Origin of the sequence: Microbacterium halophytorum, assembly GCF_002970975.1 — a bacterium.
In the GTDB taxonomy this organism is placed as follows: domain Bacteria; phylum Actinomycetota; class Actinomycetes; order Actinomycetales; family Microbacteriaceae; genus Microbacterium; species Microbacterium halophytorum.
Genome location: NZ_PNFA01000012.1, coordinates 113,759 through 140,459 on the forward strand (window position 1 = coordinate 113,759; position 26,701 = coordinate 140,459).

Below are 26,701 nucleotides of genomic sequence, written 5' to 3' on the forward strand. Positions count from 1 at the left end.
ACGATGCGAAGGCTCGCCGACGCACCGGCACCTGCCGGACCGCCTGTGGGCGCAGGAATCGCCCCGAGCCTGAGCTCGGGGCGATTCCTGCGCGCTCAGGCCACCGGAACGTCGACGGTCGCTCCCCCGGCCTCGTGCGACTTCACAACGGCGCCCAGCAGTCTCATGTTGCGCAGGCCGTCGTCAAACGACGCGTTGCGGGGCAGCGACTCGGCCTCGGGGATTCCGGCGACCTCCTCGAGGAAGGCGCGCGCCTGGAACACGAACTGATCGTTCTGACCGTGACCAACGCCGGCGATATCGATCGGGAAGCCACCCCCGACGTACGGATGCGCCGACCCGAGCTGCACCGTACGATAGCCGACCACGTCATCCGGGTCGTCGTGGAACGCGACGTCGACCTCGGCGAAGCTCCGCTGGTCCCAGCGCGCGGCGCCCTTCGTGCCGAAAACCTCGAAGAACAGAGACGTCGGGTGGGCCAGGGCCACGCGCGAGACCTCCAGCGTGCCCACGCCGTGCTCGAACTCGCACGTGAAGCCCGCATAGTCGTCGTTCTCGACCGGCACCATCTCGTCGCTTACGCCGCCTCGGGTGTGCCCGACAACCGCTCCGAGGGGCCGCGGCCGCTCGTTGATCGTCGTCGACAGGCGCGCACCTGAGACGTTCTTCATGTCGCCGCAAACGAACTCGGCCACGTAACTGAGGTGGCTGCCGACATCGGCGAGCGCACCAGAGCCGTTCGGGCCCTGATACCGCCAACTCATGGGAGCATCCGGGTGCGCGCCATAATCTGTCCAGTACCGTCCGCTGAAATGGAGCACGTTGCCGAGGCGGCCGGACTGGACGAGTTCGCGCACGAACGCGATTCCGGGGGCGCGCTTGTACGTCAGGCCGATGCGGGCGATCGACGACGCGTTCCGCGCGGCCTGGGCCATGGCCTCGGCGTCTTCGATCGTGTCACTGAGCGGCTTCTCGCAGAGCACGTGCTTGCCGGCAGCGAGCAGCGCCTCGACGACCTCACGATGCAAGAAGTTGGCGACCACGACGCTGACGACGTCGATCGACGGATCGTCGACGATCGCCCGCCAATCCGTGTCGTGGCGCTCGAAGCCGAACCGCGCCGCGGCCTCTTCGGCGACGGCTCCGTTCAGGTCGCAAACCGACACGAGCCGGATGTCCGGAAGCGTCGGCGCGTACACGGCGCCGGCCTGCCGATACGCGTTGGCGTGCGCCTTGCCCGCCATGCCCGCGCCGATGACGGCAACGCCGAGGGACTGGGTCGTCATAAGTTGAGTCCTTTCGTAGAGACGCGGATGCCGCCGCGGGGAGCGAGAGGGCATTCTGTGCGGCTCCCTCTCGGCCACGCGGCGGCACCCGCCCTGTGGTGTTCTATTGCTTGTTCTGGCGGCGCGCCTGGTGCAGGGCTTGGTCGCGCTTGCTGAGGGTGAAGATCTCGCCCGTCGTGATGCCCTCCTCGAGGGCCTCGAGCGTGTGGCCACGCGTCTCGGGCAGTTGCGTGACCACGAAGATCAGCGCGAGCACCCCGACGCCGGCGAACAGGAAGAACGTGCCGGTGATGCCCATGCCGGCGACCATCGACGGGAAGTAGAGCGACAGGAAGCCGTTCATCATCCACAGCGCGAAGATCGACACGCCCGTTCCGACCCCGCGCATATGCAGCGGGAAGACCTCGGCGATGTAGACCCACACCGCGATGTTCAGGAACGTCTGCATCGAACCGACGAAGAACACGACGAGGATCAGGATGACCCAGGGCCGAATGGGGCTGCCCTCGGGGATCGCCATCGACGAGAGGCCGATCAACAGGTGCGAGATCGTCGTCAGGGTGAAGCCGATGATGATCGTCTTGCGGCGGTCGACGCGATCCATCATGTAGAGCGCGACGATGCCGCCGACGACGGCGATGACGCCGGGGGCGATGTTCGCGATCAGGGCCGCGTTCTGGGTGAAGCCCGACTCGGTGAGGATCTGATTGCCGTAGTACATCACCGAGTTGATGCCCGTGAGCTGTTGCGCGATGCCGAGGCCCACGCCGATCAGCAGGATGCGCACGAGCCACTTGTTGCCGAAAATCGCCTTCAGGCCGATGGCCCTGCCCTTCTCCGCCGCGGCGATCGCCTCGATCTCGGCGACCTCCGCCTCGGCGCGATCCGCGGGGCGCACGGTCTTGAGCACGCGCAGCGCGTCGTCGCGGCGCCCCTTCTCGAGCAGCCACCGCGGCGACTCCGGCATCCGGAGCATGCCGAAGAACAGGCCGATGGCCGGCAGCGCGCAGATCGCGAACATGATGCGCCAAACGCCGTCGATGTGGCCGAAGACGTTGCCGATGATCGCGTTGATCACGAACGCCGCGAGTTGGCCCGACACGATGGCGAGTTCGTTGCGACCAGTGATCGAGCCGCGGATCTCGTACGGCGCGAGCTCCGCGAGGTACACGGGGACCACGGCCGAGGCGCCGCCGACGCCGAGGCCGAGCAGGATGCGGCCGAGGATCAGGATCTCGACGTTGGGCGTCACCACGACGACCACGGAGCCGACGAAGAACAGCAGCGCGAGGATGATGATGATCGTGCGCCGGCCGATCGCGTCGGAGATCCTGCCGCACGTGACGGCACCGATCGCGGCGGCGAAGACCAGCGATGCGGTCACCCACCCCTCGGAGATCGGCGTGAGCCCCATCTCCTCCGTGAGCGATGGCAGCGCGCCGTTGATGACGCCGGTGTCATAGCCGAACAGCAGGCCGCCGAGGCACGCGACGATGGATATGAGACCCAGCCGACTGCTGTGCGGGCCCTTGGTCAGGGGCGGAAGCGCAGGCCTGCTCCCCGAGGTGCTGGTCGCCATCGTGACTCCTTCGTCGGTTACCTGATGGAGCCAGCGTAGATCGCCTTCTTTGTCCTGTCAATTAGACATTATGATATGGGGTCCTGCAGCACCGTGCCACCAATCTGGGTCCACACGCGGCCGCGGCGCAGGCCAGGGGAGCTTGTGCGCCTCCCCTGCCCGCGCCGCACGGTGTCACAGGTAGAGGCCCTGCGATGCTTTGCTCTCGTCATACTTGGCCCGTGCGGCGCGAGTCGACTCGAGCTCCGAGACCTCTGCGACCGGTACGTCCCACCAGGCGCCCGAACCGCCGAAGCGGCCCTGCGCGTCGACCTGCACGTACACGACGCTCGTGCCGTCGAACGCCTTCGCCTCGGCGAGCGCGTCGCGGAAGGTGTCGGCCGTATCGGCACTCCACACCTTCGCGCCGTAACTGGCCGCGTTCGCGGCGAAGTCGACCTCGAGCCGCTCGCCATCATGCCGGCCGCCTTCGCCGCGCTCGTGGAAGCGGGTCCCGAACGCCTGGGCGCCGCGCGTCTCCGACAATGCCGCGATCGACCCGTAGCCGTAGTTGTCGACAATGACGAAGGTCATCTTCAGGTGCTCCTGCACAGCGGTGAGGATCTCCTGCGACAACATCAGGAAGGTGCCGTCGCCGATGAGGCCGAAGACGTGGCGCGAGCGGTCGCCGAGCGCGTTGCCGACCGCCCCCGGGATCTCGTAGCCCATGCAGGAGTTGCCGTACTCGATGTCGTAGCCCTTGGTCGATCCCGGGCGCCACAGCCGGTGCAGGTCGCCCGGCATGGAGCCCGCGGCGTTCACGACGACGTCGCGCTCGCCCGCCGCCTCGTTGAGGAGCCCGAGCATCTGCGCCTGCGAGAGCGTCGGGCTGTCGTCGAGCTCGACGATCCGGTCGATCTCAGCGCGCCATGCGGAGGCCGAAGCGACCGCAGCCTCGCGCGCATCCGCGCCGACCGACCATCCGCCGAGTTCTTCGAGCAGCTCGTCGATGGTCTCGCGTGCATCGCCCAGAAGGGGGATCGCTGCTTCCTTGTGGACGTCGATCTCCGCGACGTTGATGTTCACGAAGCGGACATCCGGGTTCTGGAACAGCGTGTTCGACGCCGTGGTGAAGTCCGTGTACCGGGTGCCGACGCCGATGACGACATCCGCCTCCCCGGCCGGCCCGTTCGCGTAGACCGAGCCGCTCGCGCCGAGCGCACCGAGCGCGAGCTGGTGGTCGTACGGGAAGGAGGCTTTACCGGCCTGGGTGACGCCCACGCCGAGGCCGGTCGACTCCGCGAAGCGCACCAGCGCCTCGGTGGCCTCGGAGTAGATGACGCCGCCGCCGGAGATGATGACCGCCTTCTTCGCGCCCCTGATGACCTCGGCCGCCCGGCGGATCGCGGCGCGGTCCGCGCGGTTGCGGGCAATGTGCCAGACCCGCTCGCGGAACAGCGCCTCGGGGAAGTCGTAGGCCTCCGCCTGGACGTCCTGCGGCAGGGCGATCGTGACCGCTCCGGTGTCGGCGGGGCTCGTGAGCACGCGCATCGCCTCGAGCAGGGCGGGCGCGAGCTGTTCGGGGCGCCAGACCCGATCGAAGTAGCGGCTCACGGCGCGGAAGGAGTCGTTCGCCGTGACGTCCTGCGCGTACGGCATCTCCTGCTGCTGGAGCACTGCCCCCGTGCTCCGGGTCGCGAAGACGTCGCTCGGCAGCAGCAGCACGGGGAGGTGGTTGACGGACGCGGTGCCGGCACCGGTCACCATGTTGGTCGCACCGGGGCCGATCGACGTGCTGACGGCGAGCGCACCGAGCCGGTTGCGCATCTTCGCGTAACCGATGCCGATGTGCACCATCCCCTGCTCGTTGCGACCCTGGTAGTACGGAAACTCATCCTGGTACTGGAGCATCGCCTGCCCGATGCCGGCCACATTGCCGTGGCCGAAGATCCCGAACGCGCCCCCGAAGAACTTCTCGGTCACGCCATCTCGTTCGACGTACTGCGCCCCGAGGAATCGGATGACCGCCTGCCCGACGGTCAGGCGGACGGTAGGCGAATCGGTGTGTGTCATGGTGTGTTCACTCCTGTCGGTGTGTGGTTCTTTCGGGTGCCCACGGCGCGCGAGGGCCCCGGGCGCAGGGCTAGCCGCGGGTCGGGGCCGCCGGAACGAAGGGAACGCGCGGGTCGATGCCCTGCTCCGCCCAGGCGTTCGCGGTGTCCGCCAGATCGACATCCTGGCGCGCCTGGAGGGTGCGCTCCTGCGCCGGGCCCGCGAGCACGTTCAGGTAGTACAGGTCCTGGCCGTGCGCGGCGACCGTCGTGTGATAGGCCCAGGGCAGCAGGCAGATGTCGCCGTCACGCACCGTCTGCGCGAGGTCGAAGTCGCGTTCGGGGCTGTATGCCCGCTGCAGCGCCCACCCCTTCTGAGGGTCGCGAAGGCGGTAGTAGTACGTCTCCTCGAGCTGCGCCTCGCCGTCCTCGTCGTGCTCGTGCTTGTGCGGGGGATAGCTGGACCAGTTCCCGCCGGGCGTCCAGACCTCGACGACGAGGAGACGGTCGGCGGGGAAGGACGGCGCCATCAGCGTGGACACCTGACGCGAGGCGTTCCCGCCGCCGCGGGCCTCCACCGGAAGATCGTCGGGGGTGACCAGCACCACGTCGTGCCGGGTCGTCGCAGGGGCGGACGCTACGGCGATCTCCGCGCCGGCGCTGGCTGTGATCGACACCGCGGTGTCCCGGGGAACATACAGAAGGTGGCCGAGCCCGGCGAAGACGTCGGGGCGGCCGCCGAACTCGATCGTCCGCCCTTCCACCTCGGCGCGTGCGGTGCCGGAGAGCGGGATGAACGCACGCTCGTCTCCGCCTGCGTCGAACTCGACCGCCTGCCCGTCGAAGGTGATCACCTCGAAGGAGACGTACTCCCAGCCGGCGACCTCTGGGGTGATCTTGCTCCAGTCGCCCTTGGCGAGAATCTGCGGCTGCGTCATGGTGGGATCCTCTCTGCCGCCGTCCGTCGGCGTTGACCCCACGAGACTATCGCGTGATGGACCTAATGTCCACACCGCGATAATTAATGTCAGTCACCGAGGAGGGCCGCCTCCCGCCGCAGCGCAACGACGTGCTCGTCCGCACCCTTGGTGATCTCTTCGGCGAGACCACCGATCGACAGGCATCCGATCGTTCGGCCTGCCGCATCCTCGATCGGGACTCCGAGCGCACCGATCCCCTGAGTGACGTCCTGATCCGAAACCGAGAAGCCCCACGCGCGGGTCCGGGCTACGTCCTCCCGGAGCTCGGCCGCCGTCGTGAGCGTGGCGTCCGTGAACCTCTCGAAGGGCTCCTGACCCAGGACGCGCTCGAGAGTCTCGTCATCCGAGGCGGCCAGAAGCGCACGCCCGGCGGCGCCGGCATGGAGCGGCAGTGCACGACCGGGGCGAAGGATCAGCACGTCGATCCCCTGCCCCTGCGCCCAGTCGACACATACCGCACGCTCACCCCGCGGCACGCTGAGAAAAGCCGTCTGCCCGGTCTCCTCGGCGAGACGCGCGAGAGCGGCGCCGGCGCCGCTCCATTCGCGCATCCCAGCTCGGCTCGCGTCCGCCAGACGCAGCCATCGCCTGCTCAGATCCATGCGCCCGTCCGGCAGCGAGACGATCAGATCGATGGCCTCGAGCCCCCCTGCCAGCCGATACACCGTCGGTCGGGGCACGCGGATGACGTCCGAGATCTCGGCCGGCGTCAGGGCCCCGCGTTCGGCGAGGGCGTCGAGAAGACTCTTCGCGTTCGCAAGCACGCGGATCGGTCGCGCGGCGGCCATCACTCCCCCCCCGCCTGATATCCGAGCGCTGCGCTCGCGCGCGCGGCCGCCTCCGAAACGAGCTCGGCGGCGCGGAGCTCCGGGGCGAGGAGCTTGCCCCGCAACCCGCTCACCGAGAGCGCGCCCTCGACCTCCCCGCGGTGATTGAAGATCGGCGCGCCCACGGCGGCGATGCCGTGGGTGACGTCACCGTCGGAGAGGGCGAAGCCCTGCGCGCGCGTCGCGTCGATGACCGCCTCCAGCTCGGCGCGCGACGGCGCCCCACCACCTGTATCGCCGACGAACCGCTCCACGAGCGCCGCACGCTCCGCGTCGGGGAGATGGGCGAGGATCGCGCGTGGCGCTGCGCCGTGATGCAGCTCAAGCGACTGCCCGAGGCGAAGCGCGAGAGACCGGACATCCGCCCCCTCAAAACGCTCGACGCAGACGGCGCGGTCGTCGGCCCGGATGCAGAGATAGCTCGTCGCCCCCGTCGTGGCGAGCAGCTCGCGGAGCTCAGGCACGGCGGCTTCCCGCACGTTCAGGCGATCCTCCACGATGCTGCCAACCCTGAGGAAGTCGAGGCCGAGCCGGTACGCCCCCCGGCGCACTCCGCTCTCGACCCAGCCGAGAAGCTGCAGATTCGACAGGATGCGGTACGTCGACGAGGTCGGTTCACCCACGCCCTCCGCGATGGCGATCGCACTGGACTCGCCCTCCGCGGCGAGATGGCGGAGCACGGCATCCGCCTTGTCGAGGATCTCGAGACTGCCCCCGCTGTTGTCATTACTCACTCGTCAACCCTCCCACACAGTGGACACCCGCTCCAATAACCCTCCGGATCATTTAATCTCATGCGATGGACGATTTGTCCGCTAGCCGGTATAGTCTAGGAGTCAGAGCCGACGAACGAAGGAAAACCATGACTGTTCTCTCGTCCCGACCGACCAACGAGGAGCTGGCAGATCTCGCCCGCCAGGCCCGCTGGAAGATCGTCGAAACCGTCGCCGCCAGCAAAGCCGGCCACATCGGCGGGCCCCTGTCCGCGACCGATGTGTTGATCGCCCTCTACTTCGCCCAGCTCGACATCGACCCTGCTGCGCCCCAAGACCCGGATCGCGACCGGTTCATCCTCTCCAAGGGGCACTCGGCGATCGGGCTCTACTCAGTCCTCGCGCTGCGCGGCTACTTCCCGGTCGACGAGCTCGCGACGTTCGACCACGGCAACTCCCGCCTGCAGGGCCACCCGGACATGTTGCTCACCCCCGGCGTGGACGCCTCGACCGGCTCCCTCGGTCAAGGGCTGTCGGCAGGTGCAGGCATGGCGCTGGGTGCGAAGCGGCTCGGCAAGGATTTCCACACATGGGTGATGGTCGGCGACGGCGAGATCGAGGAGGGCATGATCTGGGAGACGGTTCTCTCGGCGCCGCGCTTCGGTCTGGACAACCTCACCCTGATCATCGACCTCAACGGCCTGCAGCAGTACGGCTGGCCCAGCGAAGCGAACGACCGCTTCGACCGCAGCGAGCCGGTCGGCCACGTCGACCTCGAGCGCGTCTTCACCGGGTTCGGCTGGAACACACTCACGATCGACGGCCACGACTTCGACGAGATCTTCGAAGCGTTCGGGCGCGTGTCGGCGGACCGGGGAGTGTCCGGACTGCCGACGGTGATCATTTCCCGCACCACGAAGGGGCGCGGGATCTCCTTCACCGAAGGAACCTACAAGTGGCACAACGGCGTCGCCACGGAAGACCAGCTCGAAACGGCTCATGCGGAGCTGCTCGGAGAGACGGGAGAGAATCGATGAAAGCTCAGCGACTGGTGTGGGGCGAGACGCTCGCCGACCTCGCCGCGAACGATCAGCGCGTCGTCGTCCTCGACGGCGATCTGGCCACCTCGACGCGAGCGGATATCGTCGCCGAGGCCGTTCCGGGTGCATTCATCGAGGTCGGCATCGCCGAGCAGAACATGGTCGGCATGGCCTTCGGCCTGTCGACCCTCGGATACCGCCCTTGGCTGTCGACATTCGGCGTCTTCCTGACCCACCGCGCCGTCGATCAACTCCGCATGCTGGTGTCCCAGACGAAGGCGCCCGTCCGGGTCGCGGCGGCCTACAGCGGCCTGCTCAACGGCTCAAGCGGCAAGACGCACCAAGACATCGAAGACCTCGCGATCATGCGCGCGATGCCCAACATGACGGTCATCGCACCGGCCGACGAGCACGAAGCGGAAGCCGTGTTCCGGTGGGCGGCCGAGCACGACGGCCCCGTCTACGTGCGGGTGGCGCGCGACGCCGTCTCCCCGGTGTTCGACGAGTCGTACAGCTTCGCACCCGGCGTGCCGCATCTCGTCGCCGAAGGCACCGACGTCACGCTCATCTCCACCGGGGTGCAGACGTCGCGCACGCTCGAGGCGGTCTCGCTGCTGGCGCAGCGCGGCATCAGCGCGAAGCTCATCCACCTCCCGACCCTGAAGCCGCTCGACGCGGACCGCCTCGTCGAACTCATCGGCGACGCGCAGACCGTCGTCACGGTCGAGGAGCACAGTCGCATCGGCGGGCTCGGCGGCCTGGTCAGCGAAGTCCTCTCCGAACGGGGCGGAACGCGAGTAATCCGGATCGGCTTGGAGGACCGCTGGTCGGAATCCGCGCCCAACGACTTCCTGTTGGACAAGTACGGGCTCTCCCCCGAGCGCGTTGCCGCCGCCGTCGTCGACGAACTGGCACGGTCGGTCTGACTGATGAGCATCATGACATTGAGCGCCGACGCGGCACCTGCAGAGGAGAGCCCCGTGTTCCGAGCGAGCGTCGTCACGATGACGCCATCGCCGGCGGTCGACCGCGTGTACCTCGTAGACTCGATGGTCTCCGGGGAGGTGAACCGTGCCCGTCGCGTGCAGACGTTCCTCTCCGGAAAGGGCATCAACGTCGCCCGCAACCTTCGGAACGCGGGCGGGCGCGCGCTCGCCGTAACAACGCTGAACGACCAGGAGCGCGAGCTCATCGGCGGCGATGGCCTCTACCGCATCGTGTCCACCGATCAGGCGACACGGGTGAACACGGTCGTCATCTCGGGCGATGGCGCCACGACCAATGTCAACGAACACCCGCCCCCGATGTCCGCCGAGGCCTGGCGCGCCCTCTGCGCGACGGCCGACGCGGCGGTTCGGGAGAAGGATGCCGACTGGCTCGTCGTCGCTGGCAGCATCCCCGCCCGCACCGGTGAGCCATCCGGCCCCCTCGACCCGCACCCGCTGAAGACGGTTCAGGCCTCGGGCACCAGGCTCTGCGTGGACTCGAGCGGCCCCGGGCTGCGGGCGTGGATCACGGCCGGGCTCGCCCCCGATCTGATCAAGCCCAATGCCGCCGAGCTCGCGGCGGCCACGGGGCGCCCGGTCGCCACCGTGGGGGACGCGCTCGATGCGGCACACCGCCTGATCGATCGCGGTACTTCCACCGTGCTAGCGAGCCTGGGCGCCGACGGGGCGCTGCTGGTCACGAACGACCAGGAGATCTGGGCGAAGCCTCCTCGTGTCGACGTGGTCAACACGACCGGCGCTGGCGATGCCGCGCTCGCCGGCTTCCTCGCCGATCACGTCGGAGATCCGGATGAGGCCGCGCTGATCTCCTCGCTGCGTCGCGCCGTGGCCTGGGGCGCTCTGGCGGTGCGCGAGTTCGAGACGGTTCCCGTGGCACACCCGCCGGTTGCCGGGATCGTCGTCGACACCCCGCCTCGCGGTATGCGCCTCGCCTGACCCACCTCGGCGCGGCTGGGAACTGCGCCGACGTCAAAGCGGCCGCACCCCCACCGGGTGCGGCCGCTTTGACGTCGGCGGAGCTCAACCGTCGACGGCGCTGAAGACCTCGAGCGTCGTGGCCCGAGCGATGGCGAGCGCGTCATCGAGCGACCGGCGGCGGTGCTCCGCCGACAGCATCTCCACGCCCCACGGCCCTCCAGCCGATCCCCCGCATCGTGCGGATGAAGCCGGTGACGTCCTACGCCCCGCGGCCGATGAGCGTCCGGTTGTCGCGCGTGTCTTCGAACAGCGTTCCGACGACCGCCTCTTCGGCATCGCTCAGTTCGACGCCGAAGACCATCGACGCGTCGAGCGCGGCCTCCAGAAGCAGCGTCCACCGCTCGCGCCAGCCGTCATCGGATCGCCACCAGCCCGAGGCGAGCTCGACCTCGACGTGGGCGAGTCCGGCGTCGCGGATCTCGCGGTCGAGCGCAGAGAACCCGGTCGTGTCGCGCACGCGCCGCAGGTCATCCTGTCCGAACCCGACCCCCAACCAGCCCGCCTCCGCGGCCGCGCGAACGCGCTCGACTGCGGAGAAAGGGCTGAGCTCGGGCACGTCCAGCGGCCCGACGTCGCCGGCGCTCGTCCAGCACGTGGCGACCAACTGCGGAGCACTCATGCGTTCGGATCGATCTCGACGGACACGCCCTCGGCGGCCGAGCGCGCGGCGGCATCCGCGAGGATCAGCGCCGCGCGCCCGTCCTCGAAGCCGGGGTTCGTCTGCTCGTCGCCGCGGATCGCAGCAGCGAAGGCCACCAGCTCGAGCCGATAGGCGTCGGAGTAACGCTCCAGGAAGAAGTTGTGGTACGGCCCCTGCGCCTCCACCGAGGAGGCACCGTAGGAGCGCACGACCGTCGGCCCGACGTTGCCCACCTGCAGCATCCCCGCGTCGCCGAAGGCCTCGATCCTCTGGTCGTAGCCATACGCGCTGTGCCGCGAGTTCGTGATCGTCACGAGCTCGCCGCTCGCCCCGCGGAGCGTCACGACGGCGGCGTCGTAATCGCCCTCCGCCGCGATCTCGGCGCTGAACTGTCGGGCTCCGCGCGCCGTGACCTCGACGATGTCCGGCACGAAGAAGCGCGCCATATCGAAGTCGTGGATGGTCATGTCCCGGAAGATCCCGCCCGAGACGGCGACGTACTCCCCAGGCGGCGGCGCAGGGTCACGGCTCGTGATCGTGAGCTGCTCGAGACCACCGATGTCCCCGGCGCCCACGCGACGCCGCAGTTCGGCGACGTGCGGGTCGAAGCGTCGGTTGAACCCGAGCGAGATCGGGGTGGCCGCGCGCCGGGCCTTCTCCCGAAGGCCGTCCACGCGCTCGATGTCGAGATCGATGGGCTTCTCGCAGAGCACGGGCAGGCCCGCGTCGATGGCCGCGTCGATGAGGTCGACGTGGGTCGGCGTCGGGGACGCGACGATCACGGCGTCCACATCCCCCGAGCTCAGCACATCGGCGGGGTCGGCCGTCACCTGGGCGCCGCCGAAGCGCTCAGCCGTACTCTTCGCGCTTTCGAGGAAGGGGTCGCAGACCCAGTGCAGGGCGAGGCCCGGAAGCGCCGCGATGCTCGCCGCATGCACCTGGCCGATGCGCCCTGTGCCGATGAGGCCGATCTTCAGCGGTTCAGTCATTGTTGTTCTCTCCGTCGAGTTCGATGCGATCTCCGGTGCTCAGTGATCGTGCGGCCGCCAGCGCGATGCGCACGGCCGGGATGCCGGCGCGCGGCGGTGTGAGGTTCGTGCCCGTCCCGTCGACGACCTTGACGAACGCATCCGCTTCTGCGCGGAAGGCACGCTCGAACCGATCGATGAAGACGTCATACGGCGGAGCCGGCGGCGGGGCATCGGGTTCGGTCGAGGTGATCGGCGTGCGGGCGTCGATACCCGCGGCGAGGGTGTTCAGCGAACCGAAGACCTCCATCCGCACGTCCTGCCCCGCGCCGTTCCTGCGCAGGCCGCTGACCGTCGCGACCGCGCCCGATTCGAGGACGAGGACGGCGACCCCGGAGTCGACATCGCCGTGCTCCGCGTGGACGGGCGCATCGAGCACCGCTCCGGATGCCCAGACGCTGCACACCTGCTGGCCGGTGACCCAGGGGATGGCGTCGAAGTCGTGGATCAGCATGTCGAGCCACAGTCCGCCGGAGTCCGGGACGTACTCGGGCCGCAGGGCGTAGTGATCGTGACCGACGCCGGTCACCGCTCGGATCGTCCCCGCCTCGCCCTCCGCGAGCCGGCATCGCAGCTCCTGGTGAGCCGGATCGTATCGGCGGTGGAAGGCCACCATGACTTCGGTGCCGGTCGCTTCAAGCTCGGCCGAGAGCGCCTCCAGCCGATCGGGGTCGAGGTCCAGCGGCTTCTCCACCAGAGAGGGCACACCGGCGCGGGCCGCCTTCAGCGCGAACTCCGGGTGCGTCCTCGTGGACGTGGCGACGACCAGTCCGTCGAGGCGGGGCAGCTCGTCGTCCAGCGACGCGCCGACCGTCACCGGCGCAGTCGGTCCGGACGGCGCGAGTGCGCCGCTGAGCTCGGGCGCGGCACCCGGCGCGAGCGCCGCCGCGACCTCGCCCCGCGCCGACTCGAGTCGGCCTGGATCGCGCCCCAGCAGCACGACTTCGCTCACCCCGGGGGTCTGGGCGAAGTTCCGCGCATGCATCTTGCCGATCAGGCCCAGCCCGAGAACACCGATGCGCACGCTCAGCCCTTCCCCGTGCGCTCGGCCAGCACGGCCCGCAAGTAGGCGAGGCTGGCGCGTGCGTCTTCGATCGGACCGCTGTCGGCGGTGGGTTCCTCGAGCACGACCTTGTCCTGCTCGAGGATGAGCCACCCCGTGTAACCGGAGTCGACCAGGCTGTTCACGATCGCCCGCACGTCAACGTCGCCCTGCCCGAGCGGCCGATACAGGATATCGGCGACGATCGCGTCGAAGTAGCTGATCTCGCCGTTCTTCACGCGATTCATGCCTTCGAGCGAGACATCCTTGAGATGCGTGCACGCGATGCGTGATGCATGCTCCGCGGCGAACGCCACGGGGTCGGTTCCGCCGATCATGAGATGCCCGGTATCGAAGCAGAAGAGGGCGCTGGAGCCGTCGATCACCTTCTGGACATCGGAGGCGGTCTCGACCACAGTGCCGACGTGCGGATGCAGCGTCGCCGTCACTCCACGGGCTGCCGCGCGCTCGCGGATCACGTCGAGGTTGCGAAACAGCGTATCCCACTGCCGCTGATCGAGCTCCGGCCGCTTCGCGTCATACCCGCGCTGCCCGGTCACCGCGGCGACGATGAGGACTTCGGCGCCGGAGGCGGCGTAGTCGTCCAGCTCCCGTTCGATGCGCGGAAGCGGATCGTGGCCCGCATCGTGCAGCACCTCCGGCACGAAGCTGCCGACTGCGGTCATGCCGTACTCGGCCAGCGTGGCCGCCTTCTGCTCGGGGAGCGGAGGCAGGAAGCCTTCGGCTCCCAGTTCGGATGCCGTGTAGCCGAGCGCGCGCATCTCTCCGAGCACGCGCTCCGTGCTGAGCTGGAAACCCCAGTCCGGTACCTCGCTGATTCCCCAGCTGATGGGGGCGGCGGCGATCTTGGGGCCGCCGGTCGGGGGCGCGCTCATCGGCCTGTTCCTTCCGTGCGGACGTTCGCAGTGTTCCCCGCGACGACGGGCAGGTCGACCCACCGGCCGCTCTGCGCGGATTCTTCCGCGGCCGTGAGGACCTGGGCCGAGGCGAGCGCGTCATGGATGTTCGACCCCGTCGCCGGCCCCCCGGTCGCGGCGACGAGGAACTTCTTCGCCTCGATCGTCTTCAGATCGTCGTAGCCCATCGGGGTTCCCCCGCTCGGTTGGAATCGCTCGAACTCCGGGAACGTGCGGTCGGCGAGCATCCGCCGGTAGCCGACGGTGCCGTCGGCTTCACGGATCGCGAGTTCGAGCTCGTTGAGGTGCTCGAAGTCCCAGCGCAGGGAGCCTTCCGTGCCGAAGATCTCGATGGCGTACTCGGCCTTCGGCCCCACGGCGATCCAGGAGGCATCGAGGCTGCCGAGCGCCCCGGCCGCGAATGCCGTGTCGTCGAATCGAACAAGCATGTTCGCGAAGTCTTCGTTCTCGACAGGCAGGCGACGGCCCTCATCCGGTGTGCCCGGCAGACCCGGACGTTCGTTGATGTAGGTGCCCGTCGTCGCCGTGACGGAGCCGATCGGGCCGAGCAGGTAGTGCACGAGGTCCACGAGGTGGCCCATGAGATCCCCCAGCACACCCGTGCCGCCGAGCTCGCGCACGAACCGCCATGCCCGGGGTGCGTTCGGGTCGGCGTTGAAGCCGCCGAAGAACCGCCCGCGCACGTTGGTGATGGTGCCGAGCCTGCCGGCGAGGATGAGATCGCGCGCGTATGCGATCGCGGGGGGCTGCCGATAATTGAAACCGATGCCCGTCGCGACGCCCGCCTCGATCACGGCATCCCGCACGCGGGCGGTGTCGGCGGCGGAGCGGCCGACCGGCTTCTCGATCCAGAACGGCTTGCCGGCCTTCGCAGCGGCGACGCCGATCTCCGCATGCAGGAAGTTCGGGGCGCAGATCGACACGACCTCGACCTCGGGGTCGTCGATCACGTCCTGGTACTCGCTCGTGACCTTCTCGTAGCCGAGCACGGCACGCGCATAGTCCCGGCCCGCCTCAGCCGTGTCTGCGGCATGGACCGGCCGCGGCGCGAGACCGAGTTCCGGGTAGACGACGGGCAGATTCCGGTAGGCGCGGCTGTGCAGCCGACCCATCCATCCGACGCTGATCAGGCCGACGCCGATCGAGCGGGAGTCTGCGGGGGAGCCGGTCATGGCGACCTCCATGTCTCGGGGCACATCATTGCGCCGACGCTTTCCATCCATTCTGGACCGGTCCAAACTATAGCCGCGACTCCCCCGTGTCAACCCATCGAACACCGGCCTGTCAACCGGGGCGAGTCGACGCCCGCTCGATGAGTGACGGCGGAATGAGGATCTCGGGCTCGACGATCTCGCGTCCCGCTTCCGCCTCGACGATCTGCCGAGCGGCCCGGATGCCGATCTCAGCGTTGTCCGGATCGACGCTGGTGAGAGAGACCTGGCGCAATTGCGCGAGGAGCGAGTTGTCGTACCCGGTGACGGCGACACGCACATCGCTGTCGGCGGCCGCAGCGAGCGCACCGACAGCGGACTGATCGTTCAGGCAGGTGATCGCGGTCGGCGGCGCAGGATCGGCGAGGAGTTCCATCGCTGCCGCATAGCCGGCATGCTCCGAGAAGCCCGATGGCGCCACCCGCGTCTCGGCCGCCAGCCCCCTCTCCCTCATCGCCGCCGCGTACGCGGCGGCGCGCTGCTCGGCAACGACCCCTCCCCTGCCGCCGATGTGAGCGATCCGTGCATGCCCGCCCGCGAGGAGATGATCCACGACGAGCCGCATCCCGCTGCCGTCGTCCGAACGCACGGTGGCAGCGACCTGGAGCCCACCGGATGCAGCACTGGCGACCACGACGGGCGTACGCGGGGCGATGGACGCGAGCTCCCCCATGTCGGGAACGGAACCGACGACGAGGATGCTTCGGGGACGCAGGTCGCCGAAGACGGCGAGCGCACGGCGATCGACCACGGGCTCGCCGTGCGCATCCGGCGTCGTCGCCGCAGTGAGCAGCGCGCTGCGCCCCGTTCTGGCCAGTTCGGCCCGTGCGGCATCGACGACCTCGGCGAAGACGGGGTTGTGGAGATCCGCAACCAGGATCCCCGTGAAGTCTCCCTCGGCCGCAGCGAGCGAACGGGCGGTCAAGTTGGGGCGGAACCCGAGTCGCTCAGCAGCGGCCAAGACCCGCTCCCGACGCTCCTCGCTGACACCACCGCCGGAGTACACGAGCGAGACCAGGGATTTCGACACCCCCGCCTCCGTCGCAACATCGCGAATCGTCGGCCTTTTCGCGCGTGATGCCGGTGCGCTCGCCGCGCCTTGAGAAGCCATGGACTCCATTCTGCTCATGCGGCATCGAGAGCGGGCGATCCGTGCCGGTTTGCACATGGGAGCCTTGTAAATTACCGTGCACCGAACGTGTTGTCCATTTTAAGGGATGACCCCCGTCGTGACAAAGGAGTCCCATGAGTGTTCACCATTCCGAGAACGAACGAGAGACGGTTCTGCCGCCTCTCACGCCTGGGCCGCACCGGAGGCGTCTCGGCCTGATCTCCATCGTCGCGTGTTTCGGCGGATTGCTGTTCGGCTATGACACCGGGGTCAGCAACGGCGCCGAGCGACCTATGCAGGCTGAGCTCGGTCTCTCCGATCTGTCGCTCGGTGTTGTGATCAGTTCGCTCGTGTTCGCGGCCGCCGTCGGTGCGCTCGTCGGCGGGAAGATCTCCGACGCGATCGGTCGCCGGAGGACGATCATCGCACTCGCTGTGCTGTTCTTCGTCGGGACCGTACTCGTCGTCGTCTCTCCGGGGTTCGAGGTCCTCGTCGCCGGGCGCATCATGCTCGGGCTCGCGGTCGGCGGCAGTTCCACTGTGGTACCCGTCTACCTCGCCGAGATGGCCCCCCTTGAGATCCGAGGGTCGATCACGGGTCGGAACGAGCTGGCGATCGTGAGCGGCCAATTGGCGGCCTTCGTGATGAACGCCAACATCGGCAACGTTTGGGGCCACATCGACGGTGTCTGGCGGCTCATGTTTTCCCTGTGCGCGATTCCCGCGATCTGCTTGTTCGTCGGGATGCTCCGGATGCCCGAATCTCCTCGCTGGTACGTCGAAAAGGGGCGGAACGACAAGGCCCTCGAAGTGCTGAAAACGGTGCGCCCGGAAGAGCGCGCCCTCGCTGAGTTGGCCGAGGTCGAGCGCGTTGCGGCGGAGGAGAAGGCCGAAGGCGACGTCGGGCTGCGCGCGATCCTGACGAACAAGTGGCTCCTGCGCATCGTCCTGGTCGGTATCGGCGTCGCGATGGCGCAACAACTGACCGGGATCAACTCGATCATGTATTACGGCCAGCGCATTCTCATCGAAGCGGGATTCGACGCGGGCGCCGCCCTGATCGCGAACATCGCGTCGGGCGTCGTCGCGGTTCTCGGCGGCATCATCGCGCTGCGCAACATGGACCGCCTCGATCGACGCAAGACATTCGCCATCGGTCTCACCCTGACCACGACGTGCCACGTGCTGATCGGAATCGCCTCGGTCACGATTCCCGAGGGCAACCCCATCCGACCCTACGTCTTGCTCGTCCTCATCGTGGCGTTCGTGATGTCGATGCAGACCTTCCTCAACATCGCTGTCTGGGTCTGGCTGGCCGAGATCTTCCCGCTGCACATGCGCGGAGTCGGCATCGGGATCTCTGTCTTCTTCGGGTGGACGACGAACGGCTTCCTGGCGCTGTACGTGCCGACGCTGATCGAGAACATCGGCATCACCGGCACGTTCTTCATGTTCGCCGCCGTGGGAGCGATCGCCCTGGTGTTCGTCATCACCCAGGTACCGGAGACCCGGGGCCGCTCGCTCGAGGCGCTCGAAGAGGACGTCTCGACGGGTGCCGTCTATACCGTCGCGAAGGGCACAGCGCGTCGGAATCGGCGCTGATCGCCGCTCGCCCGGAACCCGGATTCGGACTCGCGTACCGGGCGACGAGTTCGCCCGGTACGACTATCACCCACGCCCGGCTCCCGGCAAGCGGTCCCGGTCGTAGGTGATGTCGGTGTAGCCGTGCGGCACGGGGCGCCCCTGGTCGTCGACGCCGACGAACACGATTCGCTCGATCGCGAGGATCCGGTGGTGTGTGATCATGTTGCGCACCTCGGCGCGCATCGTCACGGACGTGCGCCCGAACCCCGTCGCGCGGATGCCCAGTTCGACGAGGTCGCCCTGCACCGCGGAGCTCACGAAGTCGATCTCCGACATGTACTTCGTCACGGCGCGCGGGTTGCCGAGCTGAAGGATCGCGTAGATCGCGGCCTCCTCGTCGATCCAGCGCAGCAGGCTCCCCCCGAAGAGCGTGCCGTGCGCGTTCAGGTCCTCCGGCTTGACCCAGCGGCGGGAGCGGAAGGCGACGGCGTCGTCGCTCCCCGTGTTCGTCATAGCGTCTCCCGCGGTCGCGGCGTGCCGACTCCGGCCGTCGTACCGCCGTCGACCGGGAGCACGATGCCCGTGATGTAGGCCGCGTCGGGGCTCGCCAGGAACAGTGCAGCCGCCGCGACGTCGTCGGGCTCCGCGGCGCGGTCGAGGGCGAGACGGTCGAGCAGCGCGGCGGAGAACGCCGGGTCGACGAGGCGCTCCGCGGTCTGCGCCGTGCGGGTGAAGCCGGGCGCGATCGCGTTGACGCGCACGCCGTCGCGACCCTCGTCCATGGCCAGCGCCTGCACGAGGCCGTTCACGGCCGCCTTCGTCGCGCTGTACCCGGGTTGCGCCCAGTCGCCGCCGAGCCCGGCGATCGACGAGACTGCGGTGAAGGATCCGCGCGCCCGGCGCAGGTGCGGCATCGCTGCCCGCGCCAGGAACACTGTCCCGTCGAGGTTCAACGCGCGCATCCGCTCCCAGGACTCGTCGGTCATCCGATCGATCCGGCCGTGCTCGCTGAGGCCGGCGCACGCGATCACCGCGTCGAGTCCGCCCCAGGCGGCCGAGACATCGGTGACGAGGGCGTCGACCCCCGCGAGCGTCGCCGCGTCGACGACGTGCACGGCGGCCTCGCCGCCCGCGGCGAGCGCCGCCGTCTGCTCGAGCGTCTCGTGCGTGCGCCCCGCCAGCGCGACGCGCGCGCCGGATTCCAGGAACGCGAGCGCGATCGCCCTGCCGATGCCGGAGCCGGCACCGGTCACGATCACGCGGGTCCCGTCGTACGGGTAGGTCGCCCAGACCACGTCATTCCCCCTCGTCTGCGGTGCGGAAGCCAAGCCGGAACGGTGCGCGCGAGCGGCCGCGGGAAGTCGACCGCTCGTACGCCTTCGCCCCGCCGCCTCAGCCGATCAGCTCGCGGATCTTCGCCAGCTGGAAGCGCGAGACCTCGTCGGCGTGCTCGTCCTCCGCGAACACGTTCGAGACGATGAGCGCGTCGTCGCGGTCGAGGTAGCCCGTCGAGCGCAGGGTGCCGAACAGCTCCTGCCAGTCGACGTCGCCGTCGCCGATCCGCAGGTGCTGGTGCACGCGCGCCGCGCTGCCCGGCGGGTTCGTGATGTAGCGCAGCCCGTGCGAGCGGCGGTGGTCGAACGTGTCGGCGGCGAACACGGCACCGAGGCGGTCGCCCACCTCCGGCAGGAGCGTCGCGGCTCTGTCGCCCAGGTGGAAGGTGTGCGCCGCGACGTACACGAAGCCGACGCGGTCGCTGTTCAGCCCGCGCAGGATGCGCCAGGCCTCGAGGCCGTCCTCGACGAAGTCATCCGGATGCGGGTCGAAGTTGAGCGTGACGCCCTCGCGCTCCGCGACGGGCAGCAGTTGCTCCATCGCGCGGTAGAACGAGTACTCCGACTCCTCCTCGCGCTCGGGGCGCCCCGAGAACTCCGTGTTGATGACGGGCGCGCCGAGCATAGCTGCGACCTCGATGTAGCGCGCCGCGTTGAACACCGCTATCTCGACGTCGCGCGGGTCGGGCCCGCCGAAGCGCTGCACGGGTTGCACCGACGTGATCGTCACGCCGGCGTCCGCCGCGCGCTTGCGCAGCTGAGCGATCATGGCGGAGTCGACCTTCGGCCGGTGGAAGTGCCGCCCGAAGTCGGGGTTCGGGGTCAGCTGCAGGTACTCGTACCCGAGCCGCGCGGCGAGGTCGGGGAAGTCGAGCAGGTGCACCGAGTCGTTGTACGGCGTCAGGTCGATGGCGATGCGGGCCACGGGAGGTCTCCTTCGATTCCGGATGGTGCGGAGCGCGGGCGCAGCGGCGGAACCGCCGTGCCCGCGCCGGCTCGTCAGCTGTAGAACGCGGGCCGGTCGGCGGTCTCGATCGGCTGCACGCCGCCGCCCTCGAGCGCGCGGACGCCCGCCTCACAGGCGACGGCGACGAGGTAGCCGTCCCAGGCGTTCGGCCCGTCGACGAGGTCGCCGCGGCGCACGGCGTCGACCCAGCGCTGGATCTCGTTGTCATACGCCTCGGCGAAGCGCGTCGTGAAGCTCGTGTGCTCGCGCCGGCCCACCCTGGCCCCCTGCCACAGCGTGAGCCCCTGCGGGTCGCCGATGCGGGCGATGCCCTCGGAGAACACGGCCTCGGTCGTGACCTGGTAGCCGAACTGCACGCTCACGTTCATCTCGACGTCAACGAGCACGCCGTTCGCGAGCTCCATGATCACCAGGATCGGCTCGCGCAGCCGCTCGGGCGTCCTCGGGTTCTGGCGCGCGAACTTCACCTCGACGCTCTTCAGGGGCGAGCCGGCGAGCCACGGCACCACGTCGAACTCGTGGACGACGGAGTCGTTGATGAGCATCGGCTGCACGTAGCTGTCGGGCACCGACGGGTTGCGGTGCGCGCAGCGCAGCATCACGAGCTCGCCCGCATCGCCCGACTCGACGAGCTCGCGCAGCTGCGCGTACTCGGGGTCGAAACGACGCATGAAGCCGACCTGGATGTGCGGCTTGTCGAGCTTCTGCTCGGCCTCGAGCACCCGCAGGCTCGTCTCGCTGTCGGGCGTGAGCGGCTTCTCGCACAGGATGGGCAGGCCCGCCTCGAGCGCGGGGATCAGCACCGGCAGGTGGAACTGGCCAGGCACGGCGATCAGTGCGGCGTCGATCGCGCCCGCCGCGAGCGCGTCCTCGATCCGTGCGAAGGTCTGGGCCATCGGCGCGCTCTCGGCCGCCGCGGCCGCGCGGCCGGCATCCGGTTCGATCACGGCCGAGACGTGCGCACCGGCCACGCGGTGCTCGATGCGCGCGATGTGGTCGGCGCCCATCGCGCCTGCGCCGACGACGCCGATGCGGAGGTCGTTCGTCATGGGGTCTCCTTCTAGAACTGGCGCGCCAGGTGGGTGCAGCCGAAGATGTGCTCGCGCGTGCGGCGCGCGATGGGGAACGGGCGATCGACGTCGCAGCCGTACATGTCCTGCTCGACGATCGCGAAGATGTCGGGCGAGATCTTCGCGGCGGCCTCGATGATCGGGCCGAGCTCGGGGATGCCGCCCGGCGGTTCGATCATGATGCCGTCGGCGACAGCGTCCTTGAAGCTGACGTCGTTCTTCAGCACGTCGAAGAGCTGCGTCGGGTCGACCTGCTTCAGGTGCAGGTAGCCGATGCGCTCCGGCCGGCGCTCGATGAGCGACAGGTTGTCGCCGCCGTAGTAGGCGAAGTGGCCTGTGTCGAGGCAGAGGTTCGTGTAGCGCTCGTCGGTCTCGTCGAGGAAGCGGTCGACCTCGCGCGCCGTGCCGATGTGGCTGTCGGCGTGCGAGTGGAACTGCTGCCTGACGCCGTACTCCTCGAGCAGCGCCTTGCCGAGCCAGTCGTGCCCCTCGGCGAGCTTCGCCCACTGCTCGTCCGTCAGCGTGCGCGCCTCGAGGTTCTCGCCCGTCGCGTCGCTGCGCCAGAGATCGGGGATCACGACGATGTGCTCGGCGCCGAGCTGCGAGGCGAGGCCCGCGACCTTCACGGCCTGATCCCAGGCCCTCTGCCGCTCGTCGTCCGACTTGTGGAAGCCGGTGAACACGGTGCCGCCCGAGAGCTTCAGGCCGCGCGAGCCGAGCTCGTCCTCGAGCTGGTGCGGATCGGTCGGCAGGTAGCCGTACGGTCCCAGCTCGATCCAGGTGTAGCCGGCCTCGACGACCTCGTCGAGGAAGCGGCGCCACGGCACCTGGCCGGGGTCGTCGGGGAACCAGACCCCCCACGAGTCGGGGGCGGTGCCGATGCGCAGGCCGGTGGCGGCGCCTGCGGGGTTCGCTGTGGTCATATGCGTCGCTTTCGTGAAGACGGTCATCCGGATGATCAGCCGAGCAGGGGCCGCTGTGCCGCCTGCTGGGAGAGGTACTCCTCGCGGGCGCGCCTGGTCGAGTCGAGCTGCGAGGTCTGCGCGACCGGCACGTCCCACCAGCCTGCCCCATCCGGCGCGTAGATGAGGGGGTCGCTGTTGATGTGGATGACGGTCGACGCGTCGGACGCCTTGGCGCGCGCGATCGCCGCCTCGAGGTCGGCGATCGCGCCGGGGCCGGGGGCGACCTCGATCGTGTCGATGCCGTAGCTGCGGGCGTTCGCCGCGAGGTCGACGGGCAGCACCTCGTCGCCCTGGAAGTCCTGCGCCTGCCGGTCGTACGCCCGGTACTTCGTGCCGAAGCGCTCGGAGCCGACCGTCTCGGAGAGGTGCCCGATCGATGCGTAGCCGTGGTTCTGGATCAGGACGACGATGAGCTTGATGCCCTCGGCGACGGCCGTGACGAGCTCGGTGTTCAGCATCAGGTACGAGCCGTCACCGACCATCACGATGACGTCGCGGTCGGAGCCCTCGGCCAGCGCGCCGCGCTTCGCACCGAGGCCGCCGGCGATCTCGTAGCCCATGCAGCTGAAGGCGTATTCGACGTGGTAGCCGAGCGGGTCGCGCACACGCCACAGCTTGTGCAGGTCGCCCGGCAGGGAGCCCGCCGCCTGCACGACGACGTCCTCGGGCGCCGAGGAGCGCTGCACGGCGCCGATGATCTCCGGCTGGCCGGGCAGGTCGAGCCCGGATGCCGCGAAGGCCGCGTCGACGTCGGCATCCCACGCTGCCTTCTCGCGCGCAATCTCCGCCGCGTAGTCGGCGCCGACGGCGTGGCCCCGGATCGCCTCGGCGAGCTCGCCGAGCGCCTCGCGCGCGTCGGCGATCACGGGCAGCTGCGTGCCGTGCTTGTACGCGTCGAACGCGGCGACGTTGACGTTCACGAACGTCACGTCGGGGTTCTGGAACGCCGTGCGCGACGCCGTCGTGAAGTCGCTGTACCGGGTGCCGATGCCGATGATCACGTCGGCCAGCGCCGCGATGCGGTTCGCCGCAAGGGTTCCCGTCGCCCCGACGCCGCCGAGGTTCTGCGGGTGGTCCCAGTCGAGCACGCCGCCGCCCGCCTGCGAGGTGCCGACGGGGATGCCCGTCGCCTCCGCGAACGCGCGCAGCTCGCCCTCGGCGTCGGAGTACAGCACGCCGCCGCCCGCCACGATCATGGGGCGCTCGGCGCCGCGGATCGCCTCCGCCGCCCTGGCGAGAGCGCCGCGCTCGGGGCGGGGGCGCCGGATGTGCCACTCGCGCCGCTGCAGGAACTCGACGGGCACGTCGAACTCCTCCGCCTGGACGTCCTCGGGCAGCGCGATCGTGACGGCGCCCGTCTCGGCGGGGTCCGTCAGCACGCGCATGGCGGCGAGCGCGATCGAGAACAGCTGCTCGGGCCGCTGCACGCGGTCGAAGAAGCGCGACACGGGGCGGAACGCATCGGTGACCTGGATCCCGAGGTCGTGCGGATGTTCGAGCTGCTGCAGCACCGGGTCGGCGACGCGCGTCGCGAAGGTGTCGCTCGGCAGGAGCAGCGCCGGCAGCCGGTTCGCGGTCGCGAGAGCGGCGCCCGTGAGCATGTTGGCCGCGCCGGGGCCGACCGACGCGGCCGCGGCGAGGGTGCCGCGCCTACGGTGCATCCGGGCGTAGCCGACCGCCTGGTGCACCATGGCCTGCTCGTTGCGCGCCTGGTGGTACGGCATCAGGCCGGGGCTCGCGTGGTGGTGCTCCTTGAGCGCCTGGCCGAGCCCCGCCACGTTGCCGTGGCCGAAGATGCCGATCGTCGCCGGGATCGTGCGCTCGGCGTGATCGCCGTCGACCGTCCACTGGTTCGCCAGGAACTCGACGAGGGCCTGCGCCACCGTCATCCACTTCGTCTGCGCCATGCGCGTCAGCCCTTCGTGCTCTCGTACGGCAGCCGGTCGTCGAACGGCTGCCCCTCCCATGACTCGCGCACCCACGCGTGGGCGGGATCGTCGCTGATGTTCCAGACGCGCTCCGCATCCGGGCCCGCCATCACGTTCAGGTAGTACAGGTCGTACCCGGGGGCCGCGACGGCCGGCCCGTGGTAGCCGTACGGGACCAGCGCGACGTCGCCCGTGCGCACCTGCGCGTTGATGTCGATGCTCCCGGCCGGCGACGAGTACGTGCTGAACATGCCGAACGCGGCGGCGGCGTCGACGCCGGAGGCCGTCTTGGTCGGCGCCGACTCGAAGTAGTAGATCTCCTCGAGGCGCGATTCGTGGCCGGGGTCGTGTTCGTCGTGCTTGTGCGGCGGGTACGACGACCAGTTCTCGGACGGCGTGATGACCTCGCAGACGATGAACCGGGCGGCGTCGAGCGCCTGCGGCGTGCCGAAGTTGTGCACCTGGCGGCTCGAGGCGCCGGATCCGCGCAGTTCGACGGGCGTCTCGGCCGCCGAGATGTGCCTGGTGGGCAGCACCTCGTCGGTCGGCGACGCCGCGACGGCGACCCGGCCGGTGCCCGCGATCGTGACGACGCGGTCGCTCGCGACGTAGAGCACGTCAGTGGGCCCGTCGAACACCGACGCGCGGCCGGCGAGCTCGAAGCGCGCGCCGTCGTCGAGAGTCACCGAGAATGACCCCGCCAACGGCACGATCAGCTTCTCGTCGCCCGCCGCCGCATCGATCGAACCGCCGTCGAGCTCCGCGACCTTCAGGCCCGTGTGCTGCCAGCCGTCGAGCCGTGCGTCGACGGCCGTCTGCCAGCCGTCGCGCGCCAGCGTGCCGCGCGGGTGGAACCAGCGCTGTTCGCCCATGTCTGCTCCTCGTCCTGTCGGGCCGCCCGTCCCCCCGGATCGGGCGGCCCGAGTCATTCAGTCGTTCTGCGGGAATCCCAGGTTGATGCCACCGTGGGTGGCCGGGTCGAGCCAGCGGCTCGTGACGGCCTTCTCGCGTGTGAAGAAGTCGAATCCCTGCACGCCGTAGGCCTTGCTGTCGCCGAACAGCGACGCCTTCCAGCCGCCGAACGAGTGGTACGCGACCGGCACGGGGATCGGCACGTTGATGCCGATCATGCCGACCTGGATCTCGTTCTGGAAGCGCCGAGCGGCGCCGCCGTCGTTCGTGAAGATCGCCGTGCCGTTCCCGAAGGCACCCGAGTTGATCAGCTCGACGCCCTCCTCGTACGTCTTCACCCGCACGATCTCGAGCACGGGGCCGAAGATCTCCTCGGTGTAGGCGCGGGAGGTCGTCGGCACCTCATCGATCAGCGTCGGGCCGAAGAAGAACCCGTCGCCGCCGCCCTCCGGGGCGAAGCCGCGCCCGTCGACGACGATCCTCGCGCCGTCGGCCTCGGCGATGTCGACATAGCCGGACACCTTCGCGCGGTGCTCGGCGGTGATCAGCGGCCCCATCTGGGGCTCCGGAGACGATGCGCCGTCGCCGATGCGCAGGTCCGCGATCCGGTCCTTGATCTTCTCGATCAGTTCGTCCGCGACCGGCTCGACCGCCAGCACGACCGAGATCGCCATGCAGCGCTCGCCCGCGGCGCCGTAGCCGGCGTTGATCGCCTGGTCCGCGACGATGTCGAGGTCGGCATCCGGCAGCACCAGCATGTGGTTCTTCGCACCGCCGAGCGCCTGGACCCTCTTGCCGTGCGCCGACGCCGTCTCGTAGATGTACTTCGCGATCGGGGTCGAGCCGACGAACGAGATCGACTGCACGACGGGGTCGGTGAGCAGGCCGTCGACCGCGAGCTTGTCGCCCTGCAGCACCGTGAACGCGCCGTCGGGGAGGCCCGCCTCCTTCCAGAGCTGGGCGAGCCAGAGCGCGGCGGACGGGTCCTTCTCGCTCGGCTTCAGCACGACGGCGTTGCCCGCGGCGAGCGCGACGGGGAAGAACCACATCGGCACCATGGCGGGGAAGTTGAACGGGCTGATGATGCCGACGACGCCGAGCGGCTGTTTGAACGAGTAGACGTCGATGCCGGTCGAGGCGTTCTCGTTGAAGCCGCCCTTGGTGAGGTGGGCGAATCCGGTGGCGAGCTCGACGACCTCCTGGCCGCGGGCGATCTCACCGGCCGCGTCGGAGAGGACCTTGCCGTGCTCGCGCGTGATGATCTCGGCGAGCTCGCCCTTGCGGGCGTTGAGCAGCTCGCGGAAGGAGAACAGCACGGCCTGGCGCTTCGCGATCGACATGCGCGACCACGCCTGGAAGCCCCGCTCGGCGGAGGCGATCGCCTCGTCGATCTCGGCCTGGTCGGCGAGCGCGAGCTCCGCGATCTGCTGGCCGGTCGCGGGGTTGTACACCGGCGAGGTGCGGCCGCTGCGCGATGCGCGCGCGGCGCCGTCGATCCAGTGGCCGATGGTGGGGAGTTCCGTCGTCATGGT

At 69.4% G+C, this 26,701-nt stretch carries 23 protein-coding genes and 1 pseudogene; 4 read left to right on the plus strand and 20 right to left on the minus strand.

The features are described 5' to 3' along the window. Positions 1-95: 95 nt before the first annotated feature. From C0010_RS11785 to C0010_RS11810, 6 genes and pseudogenes are all read right to left on the minus strand, one after another. Positions 96-1,286: a Gfo/Idh/MocA family protein gene (locus C0010_RS11785; protein WP_105567280.1), complete on the minus strand. Its 1,191-nt coding sequence runs from the start codon at positions 1,284-1,286 to the stop codon at positions 96-98. Between the two features lie 103 nt (positions 1,287-1,389). Continuing rightward, positions 1,390-2,868: pseudogene (locus C0010_RS11790) on the minus strand (sugar porter family MFS transporter); the annotation flags it as partial. Between the two features lie 171 nt (positions 2,869-3,039). Then, positions 3,040-4,917 (minus strand): 3D-(3,5/4)-trihydroxycyclohexane-1,2-dione acylhydrolase (decyclizing), encoded by a 1,878-nt coding sequence (iolD, locus tag C0010_RS11795; RefSeq protein WP_105567282.1) that lies wholly within the window; start codon positions 4,915-4,917, stop codon positions 3,040-3,042. A 70-nt stretch (positions 4,918-4,987) separates the two neighbouring features. Beyond that, on the minus strand, positions 4,988-5,833 hold the full coding sequence (iolB, locus tag C0010_RS11800) for a 5-deoxy-glucuronate isomerase (RefSeq protein WP_105567283.1): 846 nt from the start codon (positions 5,831-5,833) through the stop codon (positions 4,988-4,990). An 89-nt stretch (positions 5,834-5,922) separates the two neighbouring features. Then, on the minus strand, positions 5,923-6,663 hold the full coding sequence (locus C0010_RS11805; RefSeq protein WP_105567284.1) for an IclR family transcriptional regulator: 741 nt from the start codon (positions 6,661-6,663) through the stop codon (positions 5,923-5,925). Next, positions 6,663-7,436 (minus strand): IclR family transcriptional regulator, encoded by a 774-nt coding sequence (locus C0010_RS11810; protein ID WP_105567285.1) that lies wholly within the window; start codon positions 7,434-7,436, stop codon positions 6,663-6,665. The genes C0010_RS11805 and C0010_RS11810 overlap by 1 nt, the downstream gene beginning before the upstream one ends. 128 nt (positions 7,437-7,564) lie before the next feature. Here C0010_RS11810 and C0010_RS11815 point away from each other — a divergent pair, with 128 nt between their 5' ends. Genes C0010_RS11815 through C0010_RS11825 form a run of 3 tightly spaced genes read left to right on the plus strand, consistent with a single transcriptional unit; the run spans position 7,565 to position 10,398 of the window. After that, on the plus strand, positions 7,565-8,452 hold the full coding sequence (locus tag C0010_RS11815; protein WP_105567286.1) for a transketolase: 888 nt from the start codon (positions 7,565-7,567) through the stop codon (positions 8,450-8,452). After that, on the plus strand, positions 8,449-9,381 hold the full coding sequence (locus C0010_RS11820; protein WP_105567287.1) for a transketolase family protein: 933 nt from the start codon (positions 8,449-8,451) through the stop codon (positions 9,379-9,381). Before C0010_RS11815 ends, C0010_RS11820 begins: the two co-directional genes overlap by 4 nt. 54 nt (positions 9,382-9,435) lie before the next feature. Further along, entirely contained in the window at positions 9,436-10,398 is a 963-nt protein-coding gene (locus C0010_RS11825; RefSeq protein WP_158685490.1) for a 1-phosphofructokinase family hexose kinase, read from the plus strand. 241 nt (positions 10,399-10,639) lie between these two features. On the opposite strand, the gene C0010_RS11830 is transcribed toward C0010_RS11825, so the two are convergent. From C0010_RS11830 to C0010_RS11855, 6 genes are all read right to left on the minus strand, one after another. After that, complete coding sequence (locus C0010_RS11830; RefSeq protein WP_232531932.1) at positions 10,640-11,059, minus strand: hypothetical protein; 420 nt, start codon at positions 11,057-11,059, stop codon at positions 10,640-10,642. Continuing rightward, entirely contained in the window at positions 11,056-12,069 is a 1,014-nt protein-coding gene (gene iolG, locus C0010_RS11835) for an inositol 2-dehydrogenase (protein ID WP_105567289.1), read from the minus strand. The genes C0010_RS11830 and iolG overlap by 4 nt, the downstream gene beginning before the upstream one ends. Beyond that, positions 12,062-13,132: a Gfo/Idh/MocA family protein gene (locus tag C0010_RS11840; RefSeq protein WP_105567290.1), complete on the minus strand. Its 1,071-nt coding sequence runs from the start codon at positions 13,130-13,132 to the stop codon at positions 12,062-12,064. Before C0010_RS11840 ends, iolG begins: the two co-directional genes overlap by 8 nt. A gap of 2 nt (positions 13,133-13,134) precedes the next feature. Beyond that, positions 13,135-13,932 (minus strand): sugar phosphate isomerase/epimerase family protein, encoded by a 798-nt coding sequence (locus C0010_RS11845; protein ID WP_232531933.1) that lies wholly within the window; start codon positions 13,930-13,932, stop codon positions 13,135-13,137. A gap of 110 nt (positions 13,933-14,042) precedes the next feature. After that, positions 14,043-15,260 carry a Gfo/Idh/MocA family protein gene (locus C0010_RS11850; RefSeq protein WP_105567333.1) on the minus strand — a complete coding sequence of 406 codons (1,218 nt, stop codon included), beginning with the start codon at positions 15,258-15,260 and terminating at the stop codon, positions 14,043-14,045. 112 nt (positions 15,261-15,372) lie between these two features. Beyond that, positions 15,373-16,467, minus strand: coding sequence for a LacI family DNA-binding transcriptional regulator (locus tag C0010_RS11855; protein WP_105567292.1), 1,095 nt, complete (start codon positions 16,465-16,467; stop codon positions 15,373-15,375). Between the two features lie 77 nt (positions 16,468-16,544). On the opposite strand from C0010_RS11855, the gene C0010_RS11860 reads away from it, so the two are divergent. Further along, positions 16,545-18,011 carry a sugar porter family MFS transporter gene (locus C0010_RS11860; RefSeq protein WP_105567293.1) on the plus strand — a complete coding sequence of 489 codons (1,467 nt, stop codon included), beginning with the start codon at positions 16,545-16,547 and terminating at the stop codon, positions 18,009-18,011. A gap of 66 nt (positions 18,012-18,077) precedes the next feature. On the opposite strand, the gene C0010_RS11865 is transcribed toward C0010_RS11860, so the two are convergent. The 8 genes from C0010_RS11865 to C0010_RS11900 form a co-directional block, all read right to left on the minus strand. After that, on the minus strand, positions 18,078-18,506 hold the full coding sequence (locus tag C0010_RS11865; RefSeq protein WP_105567294.1) for an acyl-CoA thioesterase: 429 nt from the start codon (positions 18,504-18,506) through the stop codon (positions 18,078-18,080). Continuing rightward, positions 18,503-19,321, minus strand: a complete 819-nt coding sequence (locus C0010_RS11870) for an SDR family NAD(P)-dependent oxidoreductase (protein ID WP_105567295.1) — start codon at positions 19,319-19,321, stop codon at positions 18,503-18,505. The genes C0010_RS11865 and C0010_RS11870 overlap by 4 nt, the downstream gene beginning before the upstream one ends. 64 nt (positions 19,322-19,385) lie before the next feature. Beyond that, a complete protein-coding gene (locus tag C0010_RS11875) occupies positions 19,386-20,252 on the minus strand; it encodes a sugar phosphate isomerase/epimerase family protein (RefSeq protein ID WP_105567296.1) in 867 nt (288 codons plus the stop codon). 74 nt (positions 20,253-20,326) lie between these two features. Beyond that, positions 20,327-21,343, minus strand: coding sequence for a Gfo/Idh/MocA family protein (locus tag C0010_RS11880; protein ID WP_105567297.1), 1,017 nt, complete (start codon positions 21,341-21,343; stop codon positions 20,327-20,329). A gap of 11 nt (positions 21,344-21,354) precedes the next feature. Continuing rightward, complete coding sequence (locus C0010_RS11885; protein WP_105567334.1) at positions 21,355-22,287, minus strand: sugar phosphate isomerase/epimerase family protein; 933 nt, start codon at positions 22,285-22,287, stop codon at positions 21,355-21,357. A gap of 35 nt (positions 22,288-22,322) precedes the next feature. Next, the gene (iolD, locus tag C0010_RS11890; protein ID WP_105567298.1) at positions 22,323-24,236 is read right to left on the minus strand and encodes a 3D-(3,5/4)-trihydroxycyclohexane-1,2-dione acylhydrolase (decyclizing); all 1,914 of its coding nucleotides are present in this window, start codon (positions 24,234-24,236) and stop codon (positions 22,323-22,325) included. Between the two features lie 5 nt (positions 24,237-24,241). After that, positions 24,242-25,129, minus strand: a complete 888-nt coding sequence (gene iolB / locus C0010_RS11895) for a 5-deoxy-glucuronate isomerase (protein WP_105567299.1) — start codon at positions 25,127-25,129, stop codon at positions 24,242-24,244. Between the two features lie 57 nt (positions 25,130-25,186). Beyond that, positions 25,187-26,698 (minus strand): CoA-acylating methylmalonate-semialdehyde dehydrogenase, encoded by a 1,512-nt coding sequence (locus C0010_RS11900; RefSeq protein WP_105567300.1) that lies wholly within the window; start codon positions 26,696-26,698, stop codon positions 25,187-25,189. Positions 26,699-26,701 lie beyond the last annotated feature (3 nt).